Annotated in this window: 25 protein-coding genes and 1 pseudogene; 13 read left to right on the top strand and 13 right to left on the bottom strand. The window is 70.0% G+C overall.

Translation table 11 applies throughout. The features are described from left to right. Positions 1-4 precede the first annotated feature (4 nt). Complete coding sequence (locus ASD79_RS03180; protein ID WP_056719580.1) at positions 5-967, bottom strand: acetyl-CoA carboxylase carboxyltransferase subunit alpha; 963 nt, start codon at positions 965-967, stop codon at positions 5-7. Between the two features lie 254 nt (positions 968-1221). Between ASD79_RS03180 and ASD79_RS03175 the strand changes: the two genes are divergently transcribed. Further along, complete coding sequence (locus tag ASD79_RS03175) at positions 1222-1419, top strand: hypothetical protein (protein ID WP_056719579.1); 198 nt, start codon at positions 1222-1224, stop codon at positions 1417-1419. Between the two features lie 86 nt (positions 1420-1505). Next, positions 1506-1922, top strand: coding sequence for an OsmC family protein (locus ASD79_RS03170; protein ID WP_056719578.1), 417 nt, complete (start codon positions 1506-1508; stop codon positions 1920-1922). Positions 1923-2065: 143 nt separating this feature from the next. Here ASD79_RS03170 and ASD79_RS03165 read toward each other — a convergent pair whose 3' ends face one another. The 4 genes from ASD79_RS03165 to ASD79_RS03150 all read right to left on the bottom strand — a co-directional run bounded on the left by ASD79_RS03165 (position 2066) and on the right by ASD79_RS03150 (position 6000). Further along, positions 2066-3115: a CoA ester lyase gene (locus ASD79_RS03165; RefSeq protein WP_056719577.1), complete on the bottom strand. Its 1050-nt coding sequence runs from the start codon at positions 3113-3115 to the stop codon at positions 2066-2068. A gap of 97 nt (positions 3116-3212) precedes the next feature. Continuing rightward, complete coding sequence (locus ASD79_RS03160) at positions 3213-4238, bottom strand: mechanosensitive ion channel family protein (protein ID WP_056719576.1); 1026 nt, start codon at positions 4236-4238, stop codon at positions 3213-3215. A 51-nt stretch (positions 4239-4289) separates the two neighbouring features. Next, the gene (locus ASD79_RS03155) at positions 4290-4895 is read right to left on the bottom strand and encodes a hypothetical protein (protein ID WP_056719575.1); all 606 of its coding nucleotides are present in this window, start codon (positions 4893-4895) and stop codon (positions 4290-4292) included. 100 nt (positions 4896-4995) lie between these two features. Then, positions 4996-6000, bottom strand: coding sequence for an aldo/keto reductase (locus ASD79_RS03150; protein WP_056719574.1), 1005 nt, complete (start codon positions 5998-6000; stop codon positions 4996-4998). 138 nt (positions 6001-6138) lie between these two features. On the opposite strand from ASD79_RS03150, the gene ASD79_RS03145 reads away from it, so the two are divergent. After that, on the top strand, positions 6139-7023 hold the full coding sequence (locus ASD79_RS03145) for a LysR family transcriptional regulator (RefSeq protein WP_056719573.1): 885 nt from the start codon (positions 6139-6141) through the stop codon (positions 7021-7023). A 34-nt stretch (positions 7024-7057) separates the two neighbouring features. On the opposite strand, the gene ASD79_RS03140 is transcribed toward ASD79_RS03145, so the two are convergent. Further along, a complete protein-coding gene (locus ASD79_RS03140) occupies positions 7058-7672 on the bottom strand; it encodes a glutathione S-transferase family protein (RefSeq protein WP_056719572.1) in 615 nt (204 codons plus the stop codon). 54 nt (positions 7673-7726) lie between these two features. Between ASD79_RS03140 and ASD79_RS25465 the strand changes: the two are divergent. Continuing rightward, positions 7727-7888: pseudogene (locus tag ASD79_RS25465) on the top strand (AsnC family transcriptional regulator); the annotation flags it as partial. 64 nt (positions 7889-7952) lie between these two features. Then, positions 7953-8258: an Lrp/AsnC family transcriptional regulator gene (locus ASD79_RS24530; RefSeq protein WP_200952269.1), complete on the top strand. Its 306-nt coding sequence runs from the start codon at positions 7953-7955 to the stop codon at positions 8256-8258. A gap of 203 nt (positions 8259-8461) precedes the next feature. On the opposite strand, the gene ASD79_RS24180 is transcribed toward ASD79_RS24530, so the two are convergent. Continuing rightward, the gene (locus ASD79_RS24180; protein WP_162252331.1) at positions 8462-8959 is read right to left on the bottom strand and encodes a TetR/AcrR family transcriptional regulator; all 498 of its coding nucleotides are present in this window, start codon (positions 8957-8959) and stop codon (positions 8462-8464) included. Between the two features lie 168 nt (positions 8960-9127). Here ASD79_RS24180 and ASD79_RS24175 point away from each other — a divergent pair, with 168 nt between their 5' ends. Further along, positions 9128-9361, top strand: a complete 234-nt coding sequence (locus ASD79_RS24175; RefSeq protein WP_056719570.1) for a hypothetical protein — start codon at positions 9128-9130, stop codon at positions 9359-9361. On the opposite strand, the gene ASD79_RS03120 is transcribed toward ASD79_RS24175, so the two are convergent. Next, the gene (locus ASD79_RS03120; protein ID WP_056719569.1) at positions 9358-10503 is read right to left on the bottom strand and encodes an aminotransferase class I/II-fold pyridoxal phosphate-dependent enzyme; all 1146 of its coding nucleotides are present in this window, start codon (positions 10501-10503) and stop codon (positions 9358-9360) included. The two genes, ASD79_RS24175 and ASD79_RS03120, sit on opposite strands and share 4 nt — an antisense overlap. Before the next feature lie 230 nt (positions 10504-10733). Continuing rightward, entirely contained in the window at positions 10734-11435 is a 702-nt protein-coding gene (locus ASD79_RS03115; RefSeq protein ID WP_056719568.1) for a glutathione S-transferase family protein, read from the bottom strand. 119 nt (positions 11436-11554) lie between these two features. On the opposite strand from ASD79_RS03115, the gene ASD79_RS03110 reads away from it, so the two are divergent. The 3 genes from ASD79_RS03110 to ASD79_RS03100 all read left to right on the top strand — a co-directional run bounded on the left by ASD79_RS03110 (position 11555) and on the right by ASD79_RS03100 (position 12869). Then, complete coding sequence (locus ASD79_RS03110; protein ID WP_056719567.1) at positions 11555-11890, top strand: helix-turn-helix domain-containing protein; 336 nt, start codon at positions 11555-11557, stop codon at positions 11888-11890. A 209-nt stretch (positions 11891-12099) separates the two neighbouring features. Further along, on the top strand, positions 12100-12291 hold the full coding sequence (locus tag ASD79_RS24525) for a DUF1330 domain-containing protein (RefSeq protein ID WP_200952268.1): 192 nt from the start codon (positions 12100-12102) through the stop codon (positions 12289-12291). Between the two features lie 104 nt (positions 12292-12395). Then, positions 12396-12869, top strand: a complete 474-nt coding sequence (locus ASD79_RS03100) for a VOC family protein (protein ID WP_056719871.1) — start codon at positions 12396-12398, stop codon at positions 12867-12869. 272 nt (positions 12870-13141) lie between these two features. Here the strand turns inward: ASD79_RS03100 and ASD79_RS03095 are convergent, their stop codons facing one another. Both ASD79_RS03095 and ASD79_RS03090 read right to left on the bottom strand, forming a co-directional pair. Beyond that, complete coding sequence (locus ASD79_RS03095; RefSeq protein WP_007666085.1) at positions 13142-13363, bottom strand: alkylphosphonate utilization protein; 222 nt, start codon at positions 13361-13363, stop codon at positions 13142-13144. A 47-nt stretch (positions 13364-13410) separates the two neighbouring features. After that, positions 13411-14346 carry a LysR family transcriptional regulator gene (locus tag ASD79_RS03090; RefSeq protein ID WP_056719566.1) on the bottom strand — a complete coding sequence of 312 codons (936 nt, stop codon included), beginning with the start codon at positions 14344-14346 and terminating at the stop codon, positions 13411-13413. Positions 14347-14442: 96 nt separating this feature from the next. Between ASD79_RS03090 and ASD79_RS03085 the strand changes: the two genes are divergently transcribed. After that, entirely contained in the window at positions 14443-15234 is a 792-nt protein-coding gene (locus ASD79_RS03085; protein ID WP_056719565.1) for an NAD(P)H-dependent oxidoreductase, read from the top strand. Between the two features lie 130 nt (positions 15235-15364). Here ASD79_RS03085 and ASD79_RS03080 read toward each other — a convergent pair whose 3' ends face one another. Then, the gene (locus ASD79_RS03080) at positions 15365-16282 is read right to left on the bottom strand and encodes a site-specific tyrosine recombinase XerD (RefSeq protein WP_056719564.1); all 918 of its coding nucleotides are present in this window, start codon (positions 16280-16282) and stop codon (positions 15365-15367) included. Next, positions 16279-17736 (bottom strand): hypothetical protein, encoded by a 1458-nt coding sequence (locus ASD79_RS25385; protein WP_056719563.1) that lies wholly within the window; start codon positions 17734-17736, stop codon positions 16279-16281. Before ASD79_RS25385 ends, ASD79_RS03080 begins: the two co-directional genes overlap by 4 nt. Before the next feature lie 121 nt (positions 17737-17857). On the opposite strand from ASD79_RS25385, the gene ASD79_RS03070 reads away from it, so the two are divergent. The 3 genes from ASD79_RS03070 to ASD79_RS24520 all read left to right on the top strand — a co-directional run bounded on the left by ASD79_RS03070 (position 17858) and on the right by ASD79_RS24520 (position 19863). After that, positions 17858-18469 (top strand): shikimate kinase, encoded by a 612-nt coding sequence (locus tag ASD79_RS03070; protein ID WP_056719562.1) that lies wholly within the window; start codon positions 17858-17860, stop codon positions 18467-18469. Next, a complete protein-coding gene (gene aroB, locus ASD79_RS03065; protein WP_056719561.1) occupies positions 18466-19575 on the top strand; it encodes a 3-dehydroquinate synthase in 1110 nt (369 codons plus the stop codon). Before ASD79_RS03070 ends, aroB begins: the two co-directional genes overlap by 4 nt. A gap of 117 nt (positions 19576-19692) precedes the next feature. Beyond that, positions 19693-19863: a hypothetical protein gene (locus ASD79_RS24520; protein ID WP_200952267.1), complete on the top strand. Its 171-nt coding sequence runs from the start codon at positions 19693-19695 to the stop codon at positions 19861-19863. Positions 19864-19930 lie beyond the last annotated feature (67 nt).

Here is a 19930-nt window from a genome sequence, read left to right as displayed (position 1 = left end):
GCGGCTATTGCAGCCCCTCGCGGCCGATCGCGTAGAACCGCGCGGCGCGCTGTTTCTTCAGCTCGGCGGCCGACAACTTCATCAGGATCTTCAGCTCGTCCTCGACCGCGTCGCCGACGGCGTCGATGGCGGCGGCCGGATCCGAGTGGGCCCCACCGGCCGGTTCCTCGACGATGCGGTCGACGATCTTCAGCTGGATCAGGTCCTGGGCGGTGATCTTCATGTTGGCGGCCGCGTCCTTGGCCCGGGCGCCGTCGCGCCACAGGATCGAGGCCGCGCCCTCCGGCGAGATCACCGAATAGATCGAGTGCTCGAGGATCAGCACCTTGTTGGCGCCGGCCAGGGCGATGGCCCCGCCGGAACCGCCCTCGCCGACGATGGTGGCGACCATCGGGGTGCCCAGCACCAGGCCGCGCTCGGTCGAGCGGGCGATGGCCTCGGCCTGGCCGCGCTCCTCGGCCCCCAGGCCCGGATAGGCGCCGGCGGTGTCGACGAAGGTGATGACCGGCAGGTTGAAGCGCTCGGCCATGTCCATCAGGCGCACGGCCTTGCGGTAGCCCTCGGGTCGCGCCATGCCGAAATTGTGCTTCAGGCGGGTGGTGGTGTCGTGGCCCTTCTCGTGGCCCATGACCACGACCGGGATGCCGCGGAACCGGCCCAGGCCGCCGACGATCGCCTGGTCGTCGGCGAACTTGCGGTCGCCGCGCAGCTCGACGAACTCGTCGATCAGGCCGGCGATGTAGTCCTTCAGGTGCGGGCGCTCGGGATGGCGGGCGACCATGGTCTTCTGCCAGGCGTCCAGGCCCGCATAGGCTTCTTTCCGCAGCTGCTGGGCGCGGTCGCGCAGGGCCTGGATCTCGCCGTCGAACGCGCCAGGGCCAGCCGTCTCGGAGAGCTTGGACAGCTCCTCGATCTTGCTTTCCAGATCGGCGATGGGTCGCTCGAAGTCGAGATAATGCGCGGCCATGAGTCTCTTAACGTCGCCGTTGCGGAAAGGTGGCGAACCTAGAGCGCGATGGCCGAAAGGGGAAGCCGATTTGGAACCATCCCTGTTCTGGCGGATTCGCCCACAGGAGAGTCCGGATTTAAAACCCACGATCTATGGTTAAAACCGCCCAGATCGCCTATATCCTTCCTGGTCGGCCAGGAAATGGAGCCGACGCCCGCGGCCCCGCCCATCGAATATGGACCCGGTCCCGCCTGATGCGAACGGACGTTCCCATGCAGGTGTTCACTTTTTTCTGTGTCGAGTCGGATGGCTCGGTGCCGCGTTTCGACGTCACCCCCTGCCTTGACGAGAACGCCGCGCGTCGCCGCGCGGAAGAGCTGGTCGGCGTGCATCGCGGCTGCGACACGGTCGAGGTCTGGCGCGGCGCGACGATGCTGTTCGACGTCACGACGCGGCAAGCGGCGGCGTGACCCACGGTTGGGGGACAGGCCCTGGGCCTGTCCCCGCCCCCTGATTTCGGGGTAGCTAGGGTCGTCGACCTTCCGGAGCCCCAGCCATGACCCCAGACCTCGCCCGCCCCTCCGCCAGCGCCGACGACAGCGGCCATGGCGGCGTGCAGATCCTGGTCACCGCCGGCCCCACCCGCTTCGCCGCCGACCTTCCGCCCGCGCAGGGCGGCCTCGACATCGGCCCCACCCCGCACGACTTGGTCGCCGCCGGCCTGGCGGCCTGCACCACCCAGACCCTGCGTCTCTACGCCAAGCGCAAGGCCTGGCCGCTGGGCGAGGTGCGCGTGGAGGTGACCTGGCGGCGCGACCCGTCGGTCCAGCCGGCCGACGTCTTCGACCGCGTGCTCCGGCTGGAAGGCGATCTGGACGACGGGCAGCGCCAGCGGCTGTTCGAGATCGCCGAGCTGTGCCCGGTGCACAAGATGCTGACGGCGGGGTCGACGGTGGTGACAAGCGTGGTCTGAGCCAAATCCTCCCCCTCTGGGGGAGGCGATCGCGTAGCGATCGGCGGGGGGAGATTTAGGGCCGATCGATCCTGCGGGCGGTCGAGGCCGTATCACACCCCCCACCGTCGGCTTCGCCGACACCTCCCCCACAGGGGGAGGAATTAGAACCCATACAGCGCCGCATACTCCGCATCCTTCGCCGCGATCTGCCGCGCGCAGTCGACCATCACCTTGGCCTGTTTCCAGGTCGCGTCGTCCTGCATCTTGCCGTCCAGCATGGCCACGCCCGTGCCGTCCGGCATGGCCTCGAGGATGCGCTTGGCGAAGATCACCTCGTCGGGATCCGGCGAGAACACCCGCTTGGCGATCTCGATCTGGCTGGGGTGCAGGCTCCAGGCGCCGGCGCAGCCCATCAGGAAGGCGTTGCGGAACTGCTGCTCGCAGGCCACCGGGTCGTCGATCGCCCCGAACGGCCCGTAGAACGGCTTGATGCCGTGGGCGGCGCAGGCGTCGACCATCTTGGCGAAGGTGTAGTGCCAGAGGTCCTGCTGCACCGAGGCGCGGGGACTCCCATCGGCGTGCGGGTCCTCGATCACCCGGTAGCCGGGATGACCGCCGCCCACCCGGGTGGTCTTCATGGCGCGGCTGGCGGCCAGGTCGGCCGGGCCCAGGCTGATGCCCTGCATGCGCGGGCTGGCCCCGGCGATGGCCTCGACGTTCATCACGCCCTCGGCCGTCTCGAGGATGGCGTGCAGCAGGATCGGCCGGGTCACCCCGTGCTTGGCCTCCAGCGAGGCCAGCAGCTGGTCCATGTAGAAGATGTCCCACGGTCCCTCGACCTTGGGGACCATGAGCACGTCGATGCGGTCGCCGGCCTTCTCGACCAGGGTCGACACCTCGTCCAGGTGCCAGGGCGAGTTGAGGCAGTTGATCCGCACCCACAGCCCCACGCCTAGGGCCTTGAAGTCGACCTCGCGGGCCATGGCGATCGTCCCGGCCAGGGCCGCGCCCTTGGCGTCGGCGGGGATGGCGTCCTCCAGGTTGGCCAGGATGACGTCGACGGTGGGGGCGATCTCGGGGACCTTGGCCCTGAGTTTGTCCAGGTGCGGCGGCACGAAGTGGATCATCCGCTCCACCCGGGCCGGCGGCTCGCGGTACGGGGTCGGGGCCCCGATGGCCAGGGGTTTGAAAAATCCTCGCGGCGTCTTCATGCGCTTACTCCCGGCGGCCGTTTCTTATTTCGCAGTTGCGAGAAGATTGCGGCGGCGCGGTAACGGGGTCAAGGGCGACGGAGCGCCAAGAAGGGGGTCAGGTCTTGTTCGGCGGCCCCTGCACGGGCAGCGGCGGCTCTTCCGGATCCTCGCGGGTCAGGTCCAGGGCGGCGTCGTTGCTGGAGGGCTGGGCCGCCTTGGCCTTGGCGCGGCGAGCGGCGCGGGGCTCCAGGCGCAGGGCGGCGCGGGCGTCCTCGCCCTCCTCGCCGAACAGGTCGCGCAGGCGCAGCTCGCGCTGCGGATAGGGAATCTCGATGCCCGCCCCGCGCAGGGCGTCGTCGATCGCCCAGGTATAGGCCGCGAAGATCGCCGCCGGCCGCCGCACCGACTCGATGGTCGGCCAGACGATCAGCTCGAACTTCAGCGCCGACTCGCCGTAGCCGACCAGCCAGACCTGCGAGCGGCGGGTGGAATCGTCGGGCGAGGTGAAGGGCACGGAATGGGCCGCCTTCAGCACCGCCTCGCGCACCTTCTCCTTGTCGACCCCGAAGGCGGTGACGAACGGCACGCGGATGCGGCGGGTGCTGTTGTGCAGAGTCCAGTTGATCACCTGCTCGGTGACCAGCACCGAGTTGGGCACGATGACGTCGGTGCTGTCGTTGGTGCGGATGCGGGTCGAGCGGGGGCCGATCTCGTGGACCACGCCGCGCGAACCGTTCGACAGCTCGACGAAATCGCCCACCGCCACCAGCCGCTCGAACACCAGCGAAATTCCCGAGGCGAAGTCCTTGACCAGGCCCTGCAGGCCCAGGCCCGCCCCGACGCCCAGGGCCCCGGCGAACACCGTCAGCGAGGTCAGGTTGACCCCCATCACCGACAGGGCCAGCAGCAGGCCGAACACCCGCAGGCCGTAGGTGGCCAGCTTCTCGACGATGTACAGCGACGGGGCGGCGCCGATCGAGCGCTGGCGCAGCCGGCGCAGGCCCGACCCCACCAGCCGCGAGGCGTAGATCGTGACGATGACCACCAGGACGGCCGCGCCCAGCCCGCCCAGGGTGATGGTGGTCTTGCCCAGCTTGACCAGCTCGACGGCGTCCAGGCGTTGCAGCGGGTTGTCGACCATGAGGCGGAGTGTGGGCTCAGCGTCGGGCGCGGTTCAACCCCTGTCGTTCCGTCACTGCCCGGGTTCGAGGATTCCCCAGGTGGCGGGATCGTCCGGGAAGGCCTTGGCGGGATAGCGGTCGATCTTGGCGTCGGGCGTCATGACCTGGGCCTCGACCATCACCCGCCAGGGCCCCGGCCCGAACCGGGCCTTGGTCAATTGCAGCTCGCGGGAGGGCTGGGGCGCGAACACGATGCGCCGCACGCCGCCGTCATCGGTCTTGAACCCGCTGAAGGCGAACGGCGGCGCGTACCAGCCGTGATGCTGGCCAAAGCCCGTCCATTCTGGCCAGCCTTGGGCGGTTCGCGTCCGCTCGCCCGTCTGGGCGGAGATGTGCAGGTCATGCAGCGCGCCCTGGGCGTCCTCGATATAGAGATCCAGACCCAAGGTCTGGACCGGGAAGCGCCAGCAGGTCGTCACCGTGTCGCGATCGGCGACCGCCAACATCGACAGCCCTTCGCCCAGCACGGTCGGCGTGGCCTTGACCCAGGCGGGTTCGTCGCAGCGACCGTCCAGCAGGATCGGGCCCGCCCGGGCAGCCTGGACCCGCATGGGCTGGGCGGCGGCGGGCTGGACGGCGAGAACCAGGGCGGCGACGAGAAGCGCTGGGATTTCCATGGCGTGAGTGTGCGGACACAAACCTCACCAGAGCAAGCGCGCTAGCCCTCTTTTCAAGGAGAGGGAGGGCGGCGGACGCCTCCCTCTCCCGCGAGGCTGGCTACCGCCCGACCATCGCCAATCCGGCTTCCGAATAGCGCGCGCCCTCGATCGCCGTTTCCGGCACCGCCGCGGCGATCTTCGCCAGGTCGTCGGCCGTCAGCACGACGTCGACCGACCCGATGTTCTCCTCCAGGCGGCTGATCTTGGTCGTGCCCGGGATCGGGGCGATGTTCGGGCCCTGGTGGAGGATCCAGGCCAGGGCCAGCTGGGCCGGGGTGACGCCCTTGTCGGCGGCCAGGGCGGTCAAGGCCTCGACCAGCGACAGGTTCTTGGTCAGGGCCTCGCCCTGGAAGCGCGGCAGGCCCCGGCGGAAGTCGTCCTTGGCCAGGCCGGCGTCGCTGGTCAGGGTTCCGGTCAGGAAGCCCCGGCCCAGCGGGCTGTAGGGCACCAGGCCGATGCCCAGTTCGCGCAGCACCGGCAGGGTCGCCTTCTCCAGGTCGCGGGTCCACAGCGAATATTCGCTCTGCAAGGCCGCCACCGGCTGCACGGCATGGGCCCTGCGGATGGTCTCGGGACCAGCTTCCGACAGGCCGAAATGCTTGACCTTGCCCTCGGCGATCAGGTCCTTGACCGCACCGGCCACCTCCTCGATCGGCACGTTCGGATCGACGCGGTGCTGGTAGAACAGGTCGATCACCTCGACGCCCAGGCGCTTGAGCGAGGCCTCGGCGACGGCGCGGATGTGCTCGGGCCGGCTGTTGACGCCGCGCATGCGGTTCGTGCCCTGGGCTTCGGCCGCCGGCGCGATGTCGAAGCCGAACTTGGTGGCGATCACGACCTTGTCGCGGAACGGCTTCAGGCCTTCGCCGACCAGCTCCTCGTTGACATAGGGGCCATAGACCTCGGCCGTGTCGAAGAAGGTGACGCCCAGCTCGACGGCGCGGGCCAGCACCTTGAAGGTCTCGGTCTTTTCGGGGGCCGGGCCGTAGGCCCAGCTCATCCCCATGCAGCCCAGGCCAATGGCCGAAACTTCCAGGCCGTCGCCGAGTTTGCGCGTCTTCATGGGCTCATTCCTTTTTTTGGATCGTGCGCCGCGGCCCCGCCGATCCCGTCGGCGTCTCGCGGCCCGACGGAGATGGGCGCGCGGTCCCCCGGCGATAAGCGCTTGAAGTCTCAACGCGCTCCTGAGCAGAATTCAGCAATGGATCAGCGCCCCCTACCCGACCTGGCCGTCTTCGCCCTGGTGGCCCAGCACCGTAGCTTCCGCGCCGCCGCTCAGGTGCTGGGGGTCTCGGCCTCGGCGCTGAGCCACACGCTGCGCAATCTGGAGACCCGGCTGGACGTGCGGCTGCTGCACCGCACGACCCGCAGCGTCGCCCCGACCGAGGCCGGCGAGCGGCTGCTGGCCCGGCTGGCCCCGGCCCTGGCCGACATCGACGTCGCCCTGGGCGAGATCGCCGCCTACCGCGACCGACCCGCCGGCCGCCTGCGCCTCAACCTGGCCCGCTCGGCCGCCCGCTGGCTGTTCGCGCCGCGCGTCGGCGGCTTCCTCAAGGCCTATCCGGACGTGCGGGTCGAGATGGTCTGCGACGACGGCCTGTCCGACATCGTGGCCGGCGGCTTCGACTGCGGGGTGCGGCTGGGCGAGAGCCTGCAGGCCGACATGATCGCCGTGCCGATCGGCGGCGACCTGAGCCAGGCCCTGGTCGCCTCGCCCGAATACCTGGCCGAACACGGCGCCCCGGCCCGGCCCGAGGACGTCCCCCACCATCGCTGCCTGCTGAACCGACGCCCGACCGGCCAGACCTGGCCCTGGGAGTTCGAGCGCCAGGGCCGAGTGGTGGTGGTCAATCCGCCCGGCGTGCTGGTCTGCGACGAGAACGAGGTGCTGCGCCGCGCCTGCCTGGACGGCGCGGGCCTGGCCTTCCTGTTCCGCGACCAGGTCGAGGGCGACATCGCCGCCGGCCGCCTCGTTCCCCTGCTGGAGGACTGGTGCGAGCCGTTCGCCGGCTTCTTCCTCTACTACACCAGCAGACGGCAGCTCTCGCCCGCCCTGCGGGCGTTCATCGACTGGATGCGGGATTAGCGGAGAAGAACCCTCTCCCGCTGGGAGAGGGTTCTTAAGCGATCGGAGTGGCCGTGAACTCCGGCGTCGCCTCCGCCCGCCGCGCCAGGTCCGCCAAGGCCGGATGCTCGCCCGACTCGACCGCCCCTGGCAAGGCGAAGGCCGTGAAGCTCCAGGCCACCGCCGTCGTGACGTCCGCCTGCGAGGGCCGGGGCCCGAACAGCCACGACGCTTCCCCGGCCACCTCCGCCTCCAGCAGCCGATAGGCCTGCGCCAGTTGCCCGCGCACCCGGTCGACCCACGGCGCGTGCTGCTTGTCCTGCGGCCGCAGGTTGAACTCGTAGACCAGCTGGACGGTCTTCTCGCAGGCCGCCAGGGCCAGGCCGACGATCCGCTGGTCGCGGGCGTGGTCGGCGACCCCGTCCGGGGTCAGCGTCCGCTCCGCCGCGGCGAGCCGCTCCAGATGTTCGAGGATCAGGGTCGAATCCATCAGCACCACGCCCGCGTCGGTGACCAGGGTCGGGGCCTTGACCACCGGATTGATCGCCGCGAACGCGTCATACGCCCGGAACACCGAGACGGACTCGTGGTCGAACGGCAGGCCCATCAGCCGCAGCGATATCGCCACCCGCCGCACATAGGGCGAATCCAGCATTCCGATCAGTCGCACCTGTCACCTCCATGGTCAGTCGGTGCAGAATGACGAAGGTTCGCCGTGGAGGGCATGGCCAGTCATCGGCCAAAGCGCGATTGTGCCGATGAACTCAAGGCCTGGAGGCAGGGTATGACGAGCGCGAACGGGCTGGACGCCAAGGACATCGCCATCCTGGAGCTGTTGCAGCAGGACGGCCGCACCCCACTGTCGGAACTGGGCCGCAAGATCGGGCTGTCGCAGCCGGCGATGTCGGAGCGGGTCAAGCGGCTGGAGGAGCGCGGGATCATCACCGGCTATGGCGCGCGGATCGACCCCCCAGGCCCTGGGCCTGGGCATGGCCGCGATCATCCGCCTGAAGACCACCCACGAGCATATCCGCCCGTGCCTGGAGACCTTCGCCCGCCTGCCCCAGGTGGTCGAGGTCCACCGGGTGACCGGCGACGACTGCTTCGTGCTCAAGGCCCTGATGCCGACGCCGAGCGACCTGGCGACCATCATCGACACGATCGGCCGGTTCGGCGCGGTGACCACCAGCGTCGTACTGCGCAGCGAACCGGCCAAGCCGATCGGCAAGGCGCTGCTGGCGGCGGGGCGGGGTTAGGGACTGGAGGGGCGGCGGAGCACCATCCCCCGTCCCTCCCCCTTGTGGGGAGGGTGGCCCCGAAGGGGTCGGGTGGGGGATCGGTGCAGGGCGCCCTTGCGGCGGCGAAGCCCCACCCACCAGCTTCGCTGGTCCCCCCTCCCCATAAAGGGGAGGGAAAGGCGACCGTTGTGGGGATGGACGGCCTTCCAGCCTTTCCCGCCCTACGCCACCATCGCCGCCAACAGCAGCGCCGACATCCGCTCGCGATACTCGGCGGCCGTCCACCCGCGCCCCGTCACCAGATCGTCCCACGCGCTCACCGATGTCAGGGTCCAGACCAGATCGGCGGCGGCGGCGGGGTCGAGGCCGGGGCGCAGCCGGCCCTCCGCCGCGAGGCGCGCGACGACGACGCGGCAACCCTCCAGGCGATCGCCCTGCCGGTCCCGCCACGCCTGCTCGACCGCCGGGTCCTGGCGGCGGAGCAGTTCGAAGGTGTCGGCCAAGGGCTTGAAGTCGGGATTGAGCCGGGCCTGGCGGTCGACGATGGCCAGCAGCGCATCGGTCCCGGTGGGGGCGTCGCGGATCTTCGCCTGTTCCCTGACGATGCCCCGCTGCCCGTCAACGTAGCGCAGCAGGGCGATGAACAGGTCCGCCTTGTCGGCGAAGACCAGATACAGCGCCTGCCGCGACAGCCCCGCCGCCTTGGCGATGGCGCCCATGGCGATCGGCCCCTGGGCCCGTTGGACCAGGGCCAGGGTGGCGGTCAGGATGCGGGATCGCGTGGTCGGAGGAGCGCTTGACAGGGTGTAAAGTCCGAAGCTATAGGCATGATCAGTTGACACACTGTCAAGTGCGTCGAGACGACTGACAAGCCCCGGAGAGCCGCCATGCAAGTTCATACCTTCAGAGGAACCGGCCGGGTCTTTGGCTTCACCCAAGCGGTGGGCGGGGAAAACCTGCCGGAACAGTACGGGCCTTGGACCGCCTTCAAGTCCCTCGACATGCACCGGGACGAACCCCACGCCGGCGTGGACGTCAACACCTGCCTCGACGACATCGCCGCCCACGGCTTTCACCTGACCGACGCGCATGTCCGCATCGCGCCGGCGACGGAAACCTAAGCCGCGCGAGCCCCGCGCGCCGCGAACCACGGGATGATCCGCCGCAGCGCCTCTTCGACCTCGGCGGTCGAGACCGCGAAGCTGAAGCGGATGAACCGGCCGCCGTCGACCGGGTCGAAGTCGACGCCGGGCGCGGTGGCCACGCCGGTGTCGCGTAGCAGGGCCTCGCAGAAGGCCAGGCTGTCGTCGGTCAGGTGGCCGATGTCGGCGTAGATGTAGAAGGCGCCGTCCGGCGGGGCGATCGAGGCCAGGCCCAGGGCCGGCAGGGCGTTGAGCAGCAACTGGCGGTTGGCGCGGTAGACGGCGACGTGGCCTTCCAGCTCCTCCGCGCAGCCCATGGCCACCAGGCCGGCGTGCTGGCTCAGCGACGGCGGGGTCAGGAACAGGTTGCCCATGAAGGCCCGGGCGCGGGCCACGTGCTCGGGTGGGCAGACCAGCCAACCCAGCCGCCAGCCGGCCATGCTGAAATATTTGGAGAAGCTGTTGACGATCTGGGCCTGGGGCTCGAACTCCAGCATCGAGCGGGCCGGTTCGCCATAGCTGAGGCCGTGATAGATTTCGTCGGAGACCACGGCGATCCCGCGCTCGCGACAGACCTCGGCGATCGCCTTCAGCTCCTCGGCCGGGATGATCGTGCCGGTGGGATTGGCCGGGCTGGCGATGATCACGCCGGCCGGGGCCGGGTCCAGGGCCGCCAGGTGCGCGGCCGTCAGCTGGAAGCCGCTCTTCGCCCCGCAGCCGATCTCCACCGGGACCAGGTTCAGGGCTTTCAGGGTGTTGCGGTAGGCCACGTAGCCGGGCCGGGCGATGGCCACCCGGTCGCCGGGCCTGAAGGTCGAGGCCAGGGCCATGACCAGGGCCGGCGAGGCGCCGCAGGTCAGGATGATCCGCTCAGGGTCGACCGCCACGCCGTTGTCGTCGGCATAGCGCCGGGCGATCGCCGCCTTCAGGCCGGGGCTTTCCCAATAGCCCATGCCGTCGGTGTCGAGCACCGCGTGGGCCCGGGCGATCGCGGCCTTCGGCGCGCCGGTCGAGGGCTGGCCGAACTCCATGTGGATCACCGACCGACCCTGCGCCTTCATCTGGTGGGCCAGGCGGCTGATGGCGATGGCGTGGAAGGGTTCGATTTCGGAAGCGGACATGATCCGTTCCTAATCCGCCGGGGCCGCCACGACAATCGCGGCGGCCCTTTCGCTGATCTTGTAGATATTGAGACCGGGAAACACCGTGCGTCCTTCGAGGCCCTCCCTTGGAGGGCGCCTCAGGATGAGGAACGCTGTACTGACTTCCTCATCCTGAGGTGCGAGCGAAGCGAAGCCTCGAAGGACGCAGGGCGCTCTCCGGGAGTCCCAGCGCCTAACCTCCACGACCTCTAGGCCGCCAGCCGCGGCTTCAGGACGTCCAGCGTCACGTGCCCCAGGAAGCCGCCGGCCGAGACCGCCGGGGCGGCGTCTTCGATGGCGTGGGCGAAGGCCACGGCCGGGTCGGCGTCCAACTTGCGCAGGTGGGCGTGCGCATGGGGGAACGCGCTCGCCAGGTCGAACAGCCCCAGGTCCGCGCCCCAGCGGGCCACCCCGGCGAAATAGGCGTCGGCCACGCTCTGGCGGTCGCCGGCCAGCCAGTCGCGCTCGGCCAGCCGGGCTTCGAGCCGGCCATAGCCCAGGGCGGCCTTGGCCCGGGCCTTGTCGAGGGCGTTGGCCTGGGCGGCGGGATCGTCGACATACTTGCCGGGCTGGAACAACATGCCGAACACCGGGTGGAAGTCGGCGTGCAGGAAGGCCAGAACGTGGTTGAGGTCGTCGAAGGCGGCCGAGCCCTGGGCGAAGCCCAGCGGCCGTTCCAGGTCCCGCGAGGCCAGGTGGAGCAGGATGGCCAGGCTCTCGTTGATCACCCGGCCGTCGGCGGCCAGCAGGGCGGGTGTCGCGCCGACCGGGTTGACCCCCAGATAGGCGGGGTCGCGCGCCTCCAGCATCTCGACCCGGCTCAGGCGATAGGGCTGGCCCAACCACTCCAGGGCGACGATCGCGCCGAACGAACAGCCATGCGGCACGCCGTAGAAAAGCACCGGTTCCATATTGTCATTCCTCTTGCCGCGCCGAAATAGCGACAAGGTGGATATGCTTATGGTCACCAATACTGTAAAGACGGCACAATATTGTGGCATGGTTACATATTTTATACTTGGTCTGAACAATGAAAGACACCGTCACCGGCTGTTCGATCGAGGAAGCCATGCGACTGCTCAGCGGCCGCTGGCGCGGGGTGCTGATCTATTACCTGAAGGACGGCGACAAGCGGTTCAGCGACCTGCGCCGCGACATGACCGGCATATCGCAACGCATGCTGACCCTGGACCTGCGCGAGATGGAGGCCGCCGGGGTGGTGACGCGCACCGTCTATCCCGAGGTTCCGCCGCGCGTGGTCTACGGCCTGACGCCGGGCGGCCATCGCCTGCTGCCGCTGATCGACGCCCTGGGCGCCTGGTTCGACACCCTGGAGCCGCCGGTGTCGGATGACGTCGCCGCCTGAGGCCATTACCTCCCGCGTAATCGATCCCGCGCCGCGAATGCGCGAGGCTGCTTCGTCAACACGGAGGAGCCCGCCATGTCCGCCTACGGTATCGCCCACCTGCGCAGCGTCGATTTCGGCCCGCCATCGTCGAATATCTGCGGCGCATCGACGCCACCCTGGAGCCCTATGGCGGCTGATTCGTCGTCCATGGCGGCAAGGTCGAGGTGATGGAGGGCCAGTGGCCGGGCGACATCGTCGTCATCGCCTTTCCCGACCTGGCCACGGCCCGCGCCTGGTACGCCTCGCCGGCCTACCGGGACATCCTGGCCCTGCGCGCCGACCATTCGGTGGGCGACCTGATCCTGGTCGACGGCTGCGACGACCACCACAAGGCCACGGACCTGCTGGTCGCCGCCTGAGAACGACGGCTGGCAGAAAATCCGCCTCCGACGTCGGAATGGGCGGCCATGGTCCGTCCTTTGACGGAAGCCGGGACATCACGGCCGGCGCGGAGGACGACCCCATGCAGACGATCAGCCCGTTCCTGTGGTTCGACACCCAGGCCGAGGAGGCGGCGAACTTCTACGTCGCCATCTTCCCCAACTCCAAGATCACCTCGGTGTCGCGCTACGGCGAGGCCGGCCCCGGCCCGGCCGGCGGCGTGATGACCATAGGCTTCGAGCTGGACGGCCAGGCCTTCACCGGCCTGAACGGCGGCCCGCACTTCAAGTTCACCGAGGCCGTGTCGTTCGTGGTCCATTGCCAGGGCCAGGCGCAGGTCGACCGCTATTGGGACGCCCTGCTCGCCGGTGGCGGCCAGGAATCGCAATGCGGCTGGCTGAAGGACAAGTACGGCCTGTCCTGGCAGATCGTGCCGCAAGAATTCCTCGACCTGGTGGCCGACCCCGACAAGGCCAAGGTCGGCCGGGTGATGGCGGCGATGATGCAGATGATCAAGCTGGACATCGCCAAGCTGAAGGCGGCGGCGGAGGGGTAGGCGCAGCGCGAAGATCCGGGACCGACGCGTGAACTCAGCGCTTCCGGCGGTCCCGGATCTGCCCCCGGCTTTCGCCGGGGTTGTCCGGGATGACAGCTTTCTGCGCGGTGAATCCATAGGCAATAGAACCTCCCCCCCGTGGGGGAGGCGGCCGAAGGCCGGTGGGGGGAGCTTTCGGGGATCGATCCCGCCTACGGCCTGGGCCGCAACACTCCCCCTCCGCCAGCTTCGCCGACACCTCCCCCAGAGGGGGAGGACTTGGCGGATCAGACCTACGCCTTCTTCACGAACTCCACCCGCAGCACCAGGCCGCGCACCTTCTCGACATTGGCTTCGATCTCGTCGGTGTCGCCGGTCAGGCGGATGTTCTTGACCAGCGTCCCGCGCTTCAGGGTGACGCCGCCCGAGCCCTTGACCTTGAGGTCCTTGATCAGGGTGACATTGTCGCCATCGGCGAGGATGTTGCCGTTGCTGTCGCGGGTTTCGTCGGCCATGGGTCGTCTCCTGAAAGTGCGGCTGCATAGCAGCGCGCGCGGCCAATTCAAAACCGCTCCGGCCGCGGCTTCTCGATCCCCGGGACCTCACCGATCCGCTCGGCGAGGAAGTCGATCAGCAGCCGGACCCGGGCGACGCCCCCGCGCTCGGGGACGATCAGCATGTTCAGCGGCACGGGCGGCGGCGCGTAGTCCGGCAGGACCGTCTCCAGCCGGCCCGCCGCCAGGAGATCATCGACCAGCCATCGATGGGCGGGCGCCACGCCACGTCCGGCGACCAGGGCCTCGCGCGCGGCCAGCCCGTGGTCGACCCGGAAACGCCCGCCAAAGGGCGTCGCGTGATGTTCGCCGTCCGGCCCTCGCAGAACGAGCGTTTCGCTGCCCGCCACGTTCGACATCCGGACGCCTTGGTGCCCAGCCAGGTCCCCCGGGACAGCCGGCCTCCCGCGCGCCGCCAGATAGTCCGGCGCCGCCACCAGCAGGCGCCGGCTCTGGCCCAGGGCCCGCAGCTTCATGGCGCTGTCGGTGAGCGGACCCAGGCGCAGCGCGATGTCGACGCCCTCCCGCACCAGGTCGACGCGCTCGTCGGTGAGGCTGAGATCGATCCCGACGTCAGGATAGACGTCCTGGAACGCGAAGATCAGCCGGCTGACGTGCAGGACTCCGAAGGCCGCCGTGCAGGAGATCCGGATCGTGCCGGCCGGCGCGCCGCGCGCCGCGCGCGCCTCGTCCCCGGCCTGTTCGACGAGGCGCAGGATCTGGACGCAGTCGGCGTAGTAGCGCGCGCCTTCGTCGGTCATGGCGACCCGCCGGGTGGTCCTGCTGAGCAGAGGCGCGCCGACGGCCTTCTCCAACTCGTGCAGATGCCGCGTGATCGTCGACTGCCCGACGCCGAGCTCGCGCGCGACGGCGGACAGGCTGCCCCGCTCGGCCACCCGGACGAAGGAGCGCATGCGCTCGAGCGTAACGTCCGACCTATCCATTATTCGGCATGATCTTATGCATTATCCACACATAGTGGATCGTGGCCGCGCCGCCTACCTGGAAGGTCTATTTCCACCGATAGGATCACTGGCCCCATGAAAGTCCTGCTCGTTTTCGCCCACCCCGAACCGCGCTCGCTCAACGGCGCGCTCCGCGACGTCGCCGTCCGCGAACTGGAGGCTCAGGGCCACGAGGTGCGGATGACCGACCTCTATGCCGACGGCTGGAAGTCGCAGGTCGACCGCGCCGACTTCCCCGCCCTGGCGCCGGACACGCGCTTCAAGCCCGCCGCGGCCTCCGGCGAGGCCTTCGCCGTCGCCGGCCTGACGGCGGACGTCAGGGCCGAACAGGAGAAGCTGCTGTGGGCCGACGCCCTGATCCTCCAGTTCCCCCTCTGGTGGTTCACCATGCCGGCGATCCTCAAGGGCTGGGTCGACCGGGTCTTCGCCTACGGTTTCGCCTATGGCGTCGGCGAGCACAGCGACAAGCGATGGGGCGACCGCTATGGCGAGGGCACCCTGGCGGGGAAACGCGCCATGCTGCTGGTCACCGCCGGCGGTTGGGAGGAGCACTATAGCCCCGACGGGATCAACGGGCCGATCGACGATCTGCTGTTCCCGATCAACCACGGGATCCTCTACTATCCCGGTTACGACGTGCTGCCGCCGTTCGTGGGCTACAGGGTCGACCGCCTCGACGAGGCCGGTTTCGAGCCCGTCGCCGAGCGCCTGCGCGAGCGGATGCGGACGCTGGGTTCAATCCCGCCCATCCCCTATCGGCGGCAGAACGGCGGCGACTACCTGATTCCGAGCATGACGCTCAAACCGGGCCTGGAGACCCCCGGCGCGAGCGGCTTCGCGCTGCATGTGGATGGGGCGGGCGGCTAGAGGCCCTCCGTTGGAGGGCGCCTCAGGATGAGGAATTCAGCAACAATGCTCCTCATCCTGAGGTGCGTAGCGTAGCGAAGCCTCGAAGGACGCACCGCCTTCGCCCTTCAACGCCTACTGTCCACAGCTCCTAGCCCTTCCGCCCCAGCGGGTGCTTGCTCTTCACCACCTGCGCCAGGTGGTCTCCCGCCACGTGGGTGTAGATCTGGGTCGTGGCGATGTCGGCATGGCCCAGCAGGGTCTGGATCACCCGCAGGTCGGCGCCGCCCTCCAGCAGGTGGGTGGCGAAGGCGTGGCGCAGCACGTGGGGGCTGACGGTGTCGCGGTCCAGCCCAGCGGCGATGGCGGCGTCCTCGAGCAGCTGCGACACCCGCCGCGCCGTCAGCCGTCCGCTCTTGCCGCGCGACGGAAACAGCCACGGACTGTCCTTCGCTCCCTTGGGCAGGAAGTCGGGACGGACCTCCAGATAGGCCTTCACCGCCGTGCGGGCCGCGTCGTTCAGCGGGGCCAGCCGCTCCTTGCCGCCCTTGCCCTTGACCATCAGGAAGGCCGGGTCGCGGGCGATCATCGCCAGGGGCAGGTTCAGCAGTTCCGAGATCCGCAGGCCCGAGGCGTAGAGCAGCTCGACCATGCAGGCCAGGCGCAGGCCCTGGGCTCCGTCCCTGGCGGCGGCCGCCGCGATCAGCCGCTCGACCGCGTCGCGCGACAGCACCTTGGGCAGGGGTCGGCCGGCCTTGGGGGCCTCGACCCGGCGCGAGGGGTCGTCGGTCCGCCAGCCCTCGCCCAGCACGAAACGGTAGAACTGGCGCACCGCCGAGCGGCGGCGGGCGGCGGTGGCCGGCGACAGGCCCTTGGCCCCCAGGTCGGCGAAATAGGCCTCGATGGTCTCGGCCGAGGCGGTGTCGAGATCGTCCCGGCGGCCGGCCAGGAAGGCGCGAGCGTCGGCCAGGTCCTTCTCGTAGGCGGTCAGGGTGTTGCGGGCCGCCGCCCGCTCGACGGCCATCATTTCGAGGAAGGCGTCGATCCAGCCGGAAGCGGAGGTGCTCATTTCACCTGCAGCGCCAGCAGCCCCTCCACGGCCAGGGCGCGGGCGTCGGCCTCCAGCCCGGCCTTGGCCAGGGCGCGGACCAGGCGGGCGCGATCGACGGGACCAGGACCGTTGGCGCCGGCGTCGGCCGACACCGACAGGGCCAGCAGCGCCGCTTCGCCCTGCCGGCCGGCCGCCGCCGCGTCGTCCATCACCACCAGGCGGGCCGGCGAGACCGCCGACTTGCCGGGGTCGAAGGTCGCGAACTGGGCGCGGGCCTCGGGGCTCATGGTCCCGCCGAGCGCCGCCAGGATCAGGGCGGCGGGCTGGGCGGGCGATTTGACGCCGGCCTGGGCGCCGCGCTCGATCAGCCGGTCCAGGGTCTGGCCGTCCTTGCGGCCGTCGGCGGCGGCCAGAGCGGCGTCGAGCAGGGCCAGGTCGACAGGGCCGGCATTGGGGATCGTATCGCCCGTCAGCTTGGCGCGGATCGCCTGGGCGGTGGCCAGGTCACCGGCCGCCAGGGCGGCGCGGGCCAGCAGCACCGGGTCCTCCAGCGGCGCGTCGGCCCGGGCCAGGACGGCGATCGAGGCGGCCGAGGCCTTGGACGCCTCGACGAAGGCCGGCAGCCCCTTGGCCTGGCGCAGGAAGGCGATGTCGGCGGTCTGGGCGGCGGTCAGGTCGGCGCCACCAGCCAGGGCGGCTACGTCGCCCGCGGGCTTCAACACCGGCTTCAGGGCCGGCGAGGCCGTGGCGGCGGCGGCCTGGATATCCAGGCCGAGCTTGCGCGACACGGCGTAGTTGACCCCGTTCTTCAAATTGGCCGCGCCCCCCGGGGCGCCCGTCAGCAGGGCGCTCATCAGCCGCGTGTAGTCGGCGTCCTTGGTCTGGCCGGCCGCCAGGTTGAGGGTCAGTTGGGCGGCGTCGGTCTGACCGGCCAGGGCCTGGCAGAAGGCCCGCAGCCGCAGCCAGTAGGGCGCGCCACGCTCGACGCTCAAGGCCTCGCCGATCTTGCAGGCCTTGTCGTCGGCGCCGGTGATCAGGGCCGCCTCGGCCGCCGCCACCGACAGTTGGGAGCTGTCGGCGACGCCCGGCGCGCGATCCAGCACCGCATTGGCCCCGGCCGCGTCGCCCAGGGCGATCAGGGCCATGGCCCGGACCGCGCCCATCTCGGGATCGCCGCCGACCCCGGTCGGGCCGTTGGCGCCGGTGGCCAGCACTCGCCGCGCCAGGCCGGCGCTGGCCGGCGACAGCGGCTTGGCGGCCAGCTTGGGCAGCACCTCGCGGGCGATGCCCGGCGCGGTGTCCTTCCACAGGTCGGCGGACAGGCCGGTGTCGCCCGCCGGGGTCGAGAACAGGTCCGGCGGGGCCAGGGTCTGGACCTGCACTTGCCCGAACACGGGGCCGAAGGCGGAGGTCGACAGCAGGGCGGCCATGACGAGGGCCGAGCCGGTCGTGAGTCGCTGGGAAAGGGCCATGGATCAACTATGCCGCAGGATGGAGGTCGGTGAAACTTTTCACCCTCAGGAACAGCTTGGACGCCGCCTTGGTCCAAACCTTGGCGGGAACGCCTGGCCTCGTGTAAACGCGGAGGTGGCCATGACCGACGACCCCGACCTTTCTCGCCCCGACTTGGGGGCCAGCCCCGACCCGAGGGCCGCCTTGCGCCACCGGACCATCGTCCTGGTGGGGCTGATGGGCGTGGGCAAGTCCAGCGTCGGCCGCCGCCTTGCCACCGCGCTGGACCTGCCGTTCCGCGACGCCGACAACGAGGTCGAGGCCGCCGCCGGCCGCACCATCCCCGAGATCTTCGCCGAGATGGGCGAGCCGGCGTTCCGCGACGGCGAGCGACGGGTGATCGCCCGGCTGCTGGACGAACCGCCGCACGTGTTGGCCACCGGCGGCGGGGCCTTCGCCAACGCCGAAACCCGCGCCCTGATCAAGGACAAGGCCATCGCCGTCTGGCTGAAGGCCGACCTGGAGCTGCTGGCCCGCCGCGTCGGCCGCAAGGAAGGCCGGCCGCTGCTCAAGGGCCGCGACCCGATGGCGGTGCTGCGCGAACACGCCGAAACCCGCTATCCCGCCTATGGCGAGGCCCACCTGACGGTCGAGACCGGCGACACCGCCCACGGCGTGGCGGTCGAGGCGGTGATCCAGGCGCTCCATGCCTATCTGGCCCACCCCCAACAGTCCGAAAGCGAACCCCAGTGATCCAGATCATTCCCGTGGGCCTGGGCGCGCGCGCCTATGACGTGGTCGTGGGGACCGGCCTGATCGACCGGGCCGGCGAGCACATCGCGCCGTTGCTCAAGCGCAAGCGCGTGGTCATCGTCAGCGACACCAATGTCGGCGACCACCATGGCGAGCGGCTGGCCAATTCGCTGGAGCACGCCGGCGTCGCCACCGATGTGATCCTGGTGGCGCCCGGCGAGGAGACCAAGAGCTTCGAGGGCCTGGCCGAGCTGTCGGACCGCCTGCTGGCCCTGGGCCTGGAGCGCGGCGACATGGTCATCGCGTTCGGCGGTGGGGTGGTCGGCGACCTGACCGGCTTCGCGGCGGCGATCTACAAGCGCGGCATCGACTTCATCCAGATCCCCACCACCCTGCTGGCTCAGGTCGACAGCTCGGTCGGCGGCAAGACCGCCATCGACACCCCGCGTGGCAAGAACCTGATCGGCGCCTTCCACCAGCCCCGCCTGGTGCTGGCCGACCTCGACGTGCTGGCTACCCTGCCGGCCCGCGAGCTGGCCTGCGGCTATGCCGAGATCATCAAGTACGGCCTGCTGGGCGACTTCGTGTTCTTCGAGTGGCTGGAGACCCATGTGAAGGCCGTGCTGGAGCGCGACACCGCCGCCCTGGTCCGCGCCGTCGGCCGCTCGGTGGAAATGAAGGCCGAGATCGTCGCCGAGGACGAGAGGGAGGCCGGCCGCCGGGCCCTGCTGAACCTCGGCCACACCTTCGGCCACGCGGTCGAGGGCGAGATGGGCTTCGGCGACGCGCTCAAGCACGGCGAGGCCGTGGGACTGGGCATGGCCCAGGCCTTCCGCTTCTCGGTCCGTCAGGGCCTGTGCTCGGCCCAGGACGCCGCCCGCGCCGAGGCGGCGATCAAGGCGGCGGGCCTGCCGACCAGGCTGTCGGACGTGCGCGACGAACCGTTCAACGCCGACGCCCTGATCGCCCACACCGCCCAGGACAAGAAGGCCGAGGGCGGGACCCTGACCTTCGTGCTGGTTCGCGCCATCGGCGACGCCTTCGTGGCCAAGGACGTGGATCGGGAAGCGCTGCGGGCGTTCCTGCTGGAGGAAGGGGCGGTTTAGGGCGTTACGCGGAGCGCCATGTGGCCGGAGGCGTCGGCGATCAGCGACTTCACATGATCGTCACGGGTCGCCACATAGTCTTCACGCGATCCCGGCTCGGCCGGTTGAGGAAAATACATGAAGCCGCCGATCAAACGCCTGGCTGATCTCAAGCCGTCATCCACCCAGCCCAAGGCCTACGCGCGGCCCACGCCGATGGTGGCGAGGCGGAAGACCGCGAAAGTCATGACCGATGAAGAGCGGGCGGCCTTCCTCGCGTCCCGGCCGGACCTCGCCTCGAAATCCTGAGCGGCCCGCTCGGCGGCGAGCGGTGGCGTTTCCCGTCGCCCCTCCCGCGCGACGCGCCGCTGGCGTA

Origin of the sequence: Caulobacter sp. Root655 (assembly GCF_001427665.1) — a bacterium.
Classification (GTDB): Bacteria; Pseudomonadota; Alphaproteobacteria; order Caulobacterales; family Caulobacteraceae; genus Caulobacter.
This window is presented reverse-complemented; position numbering and strand designations above follow the sequence as displayed.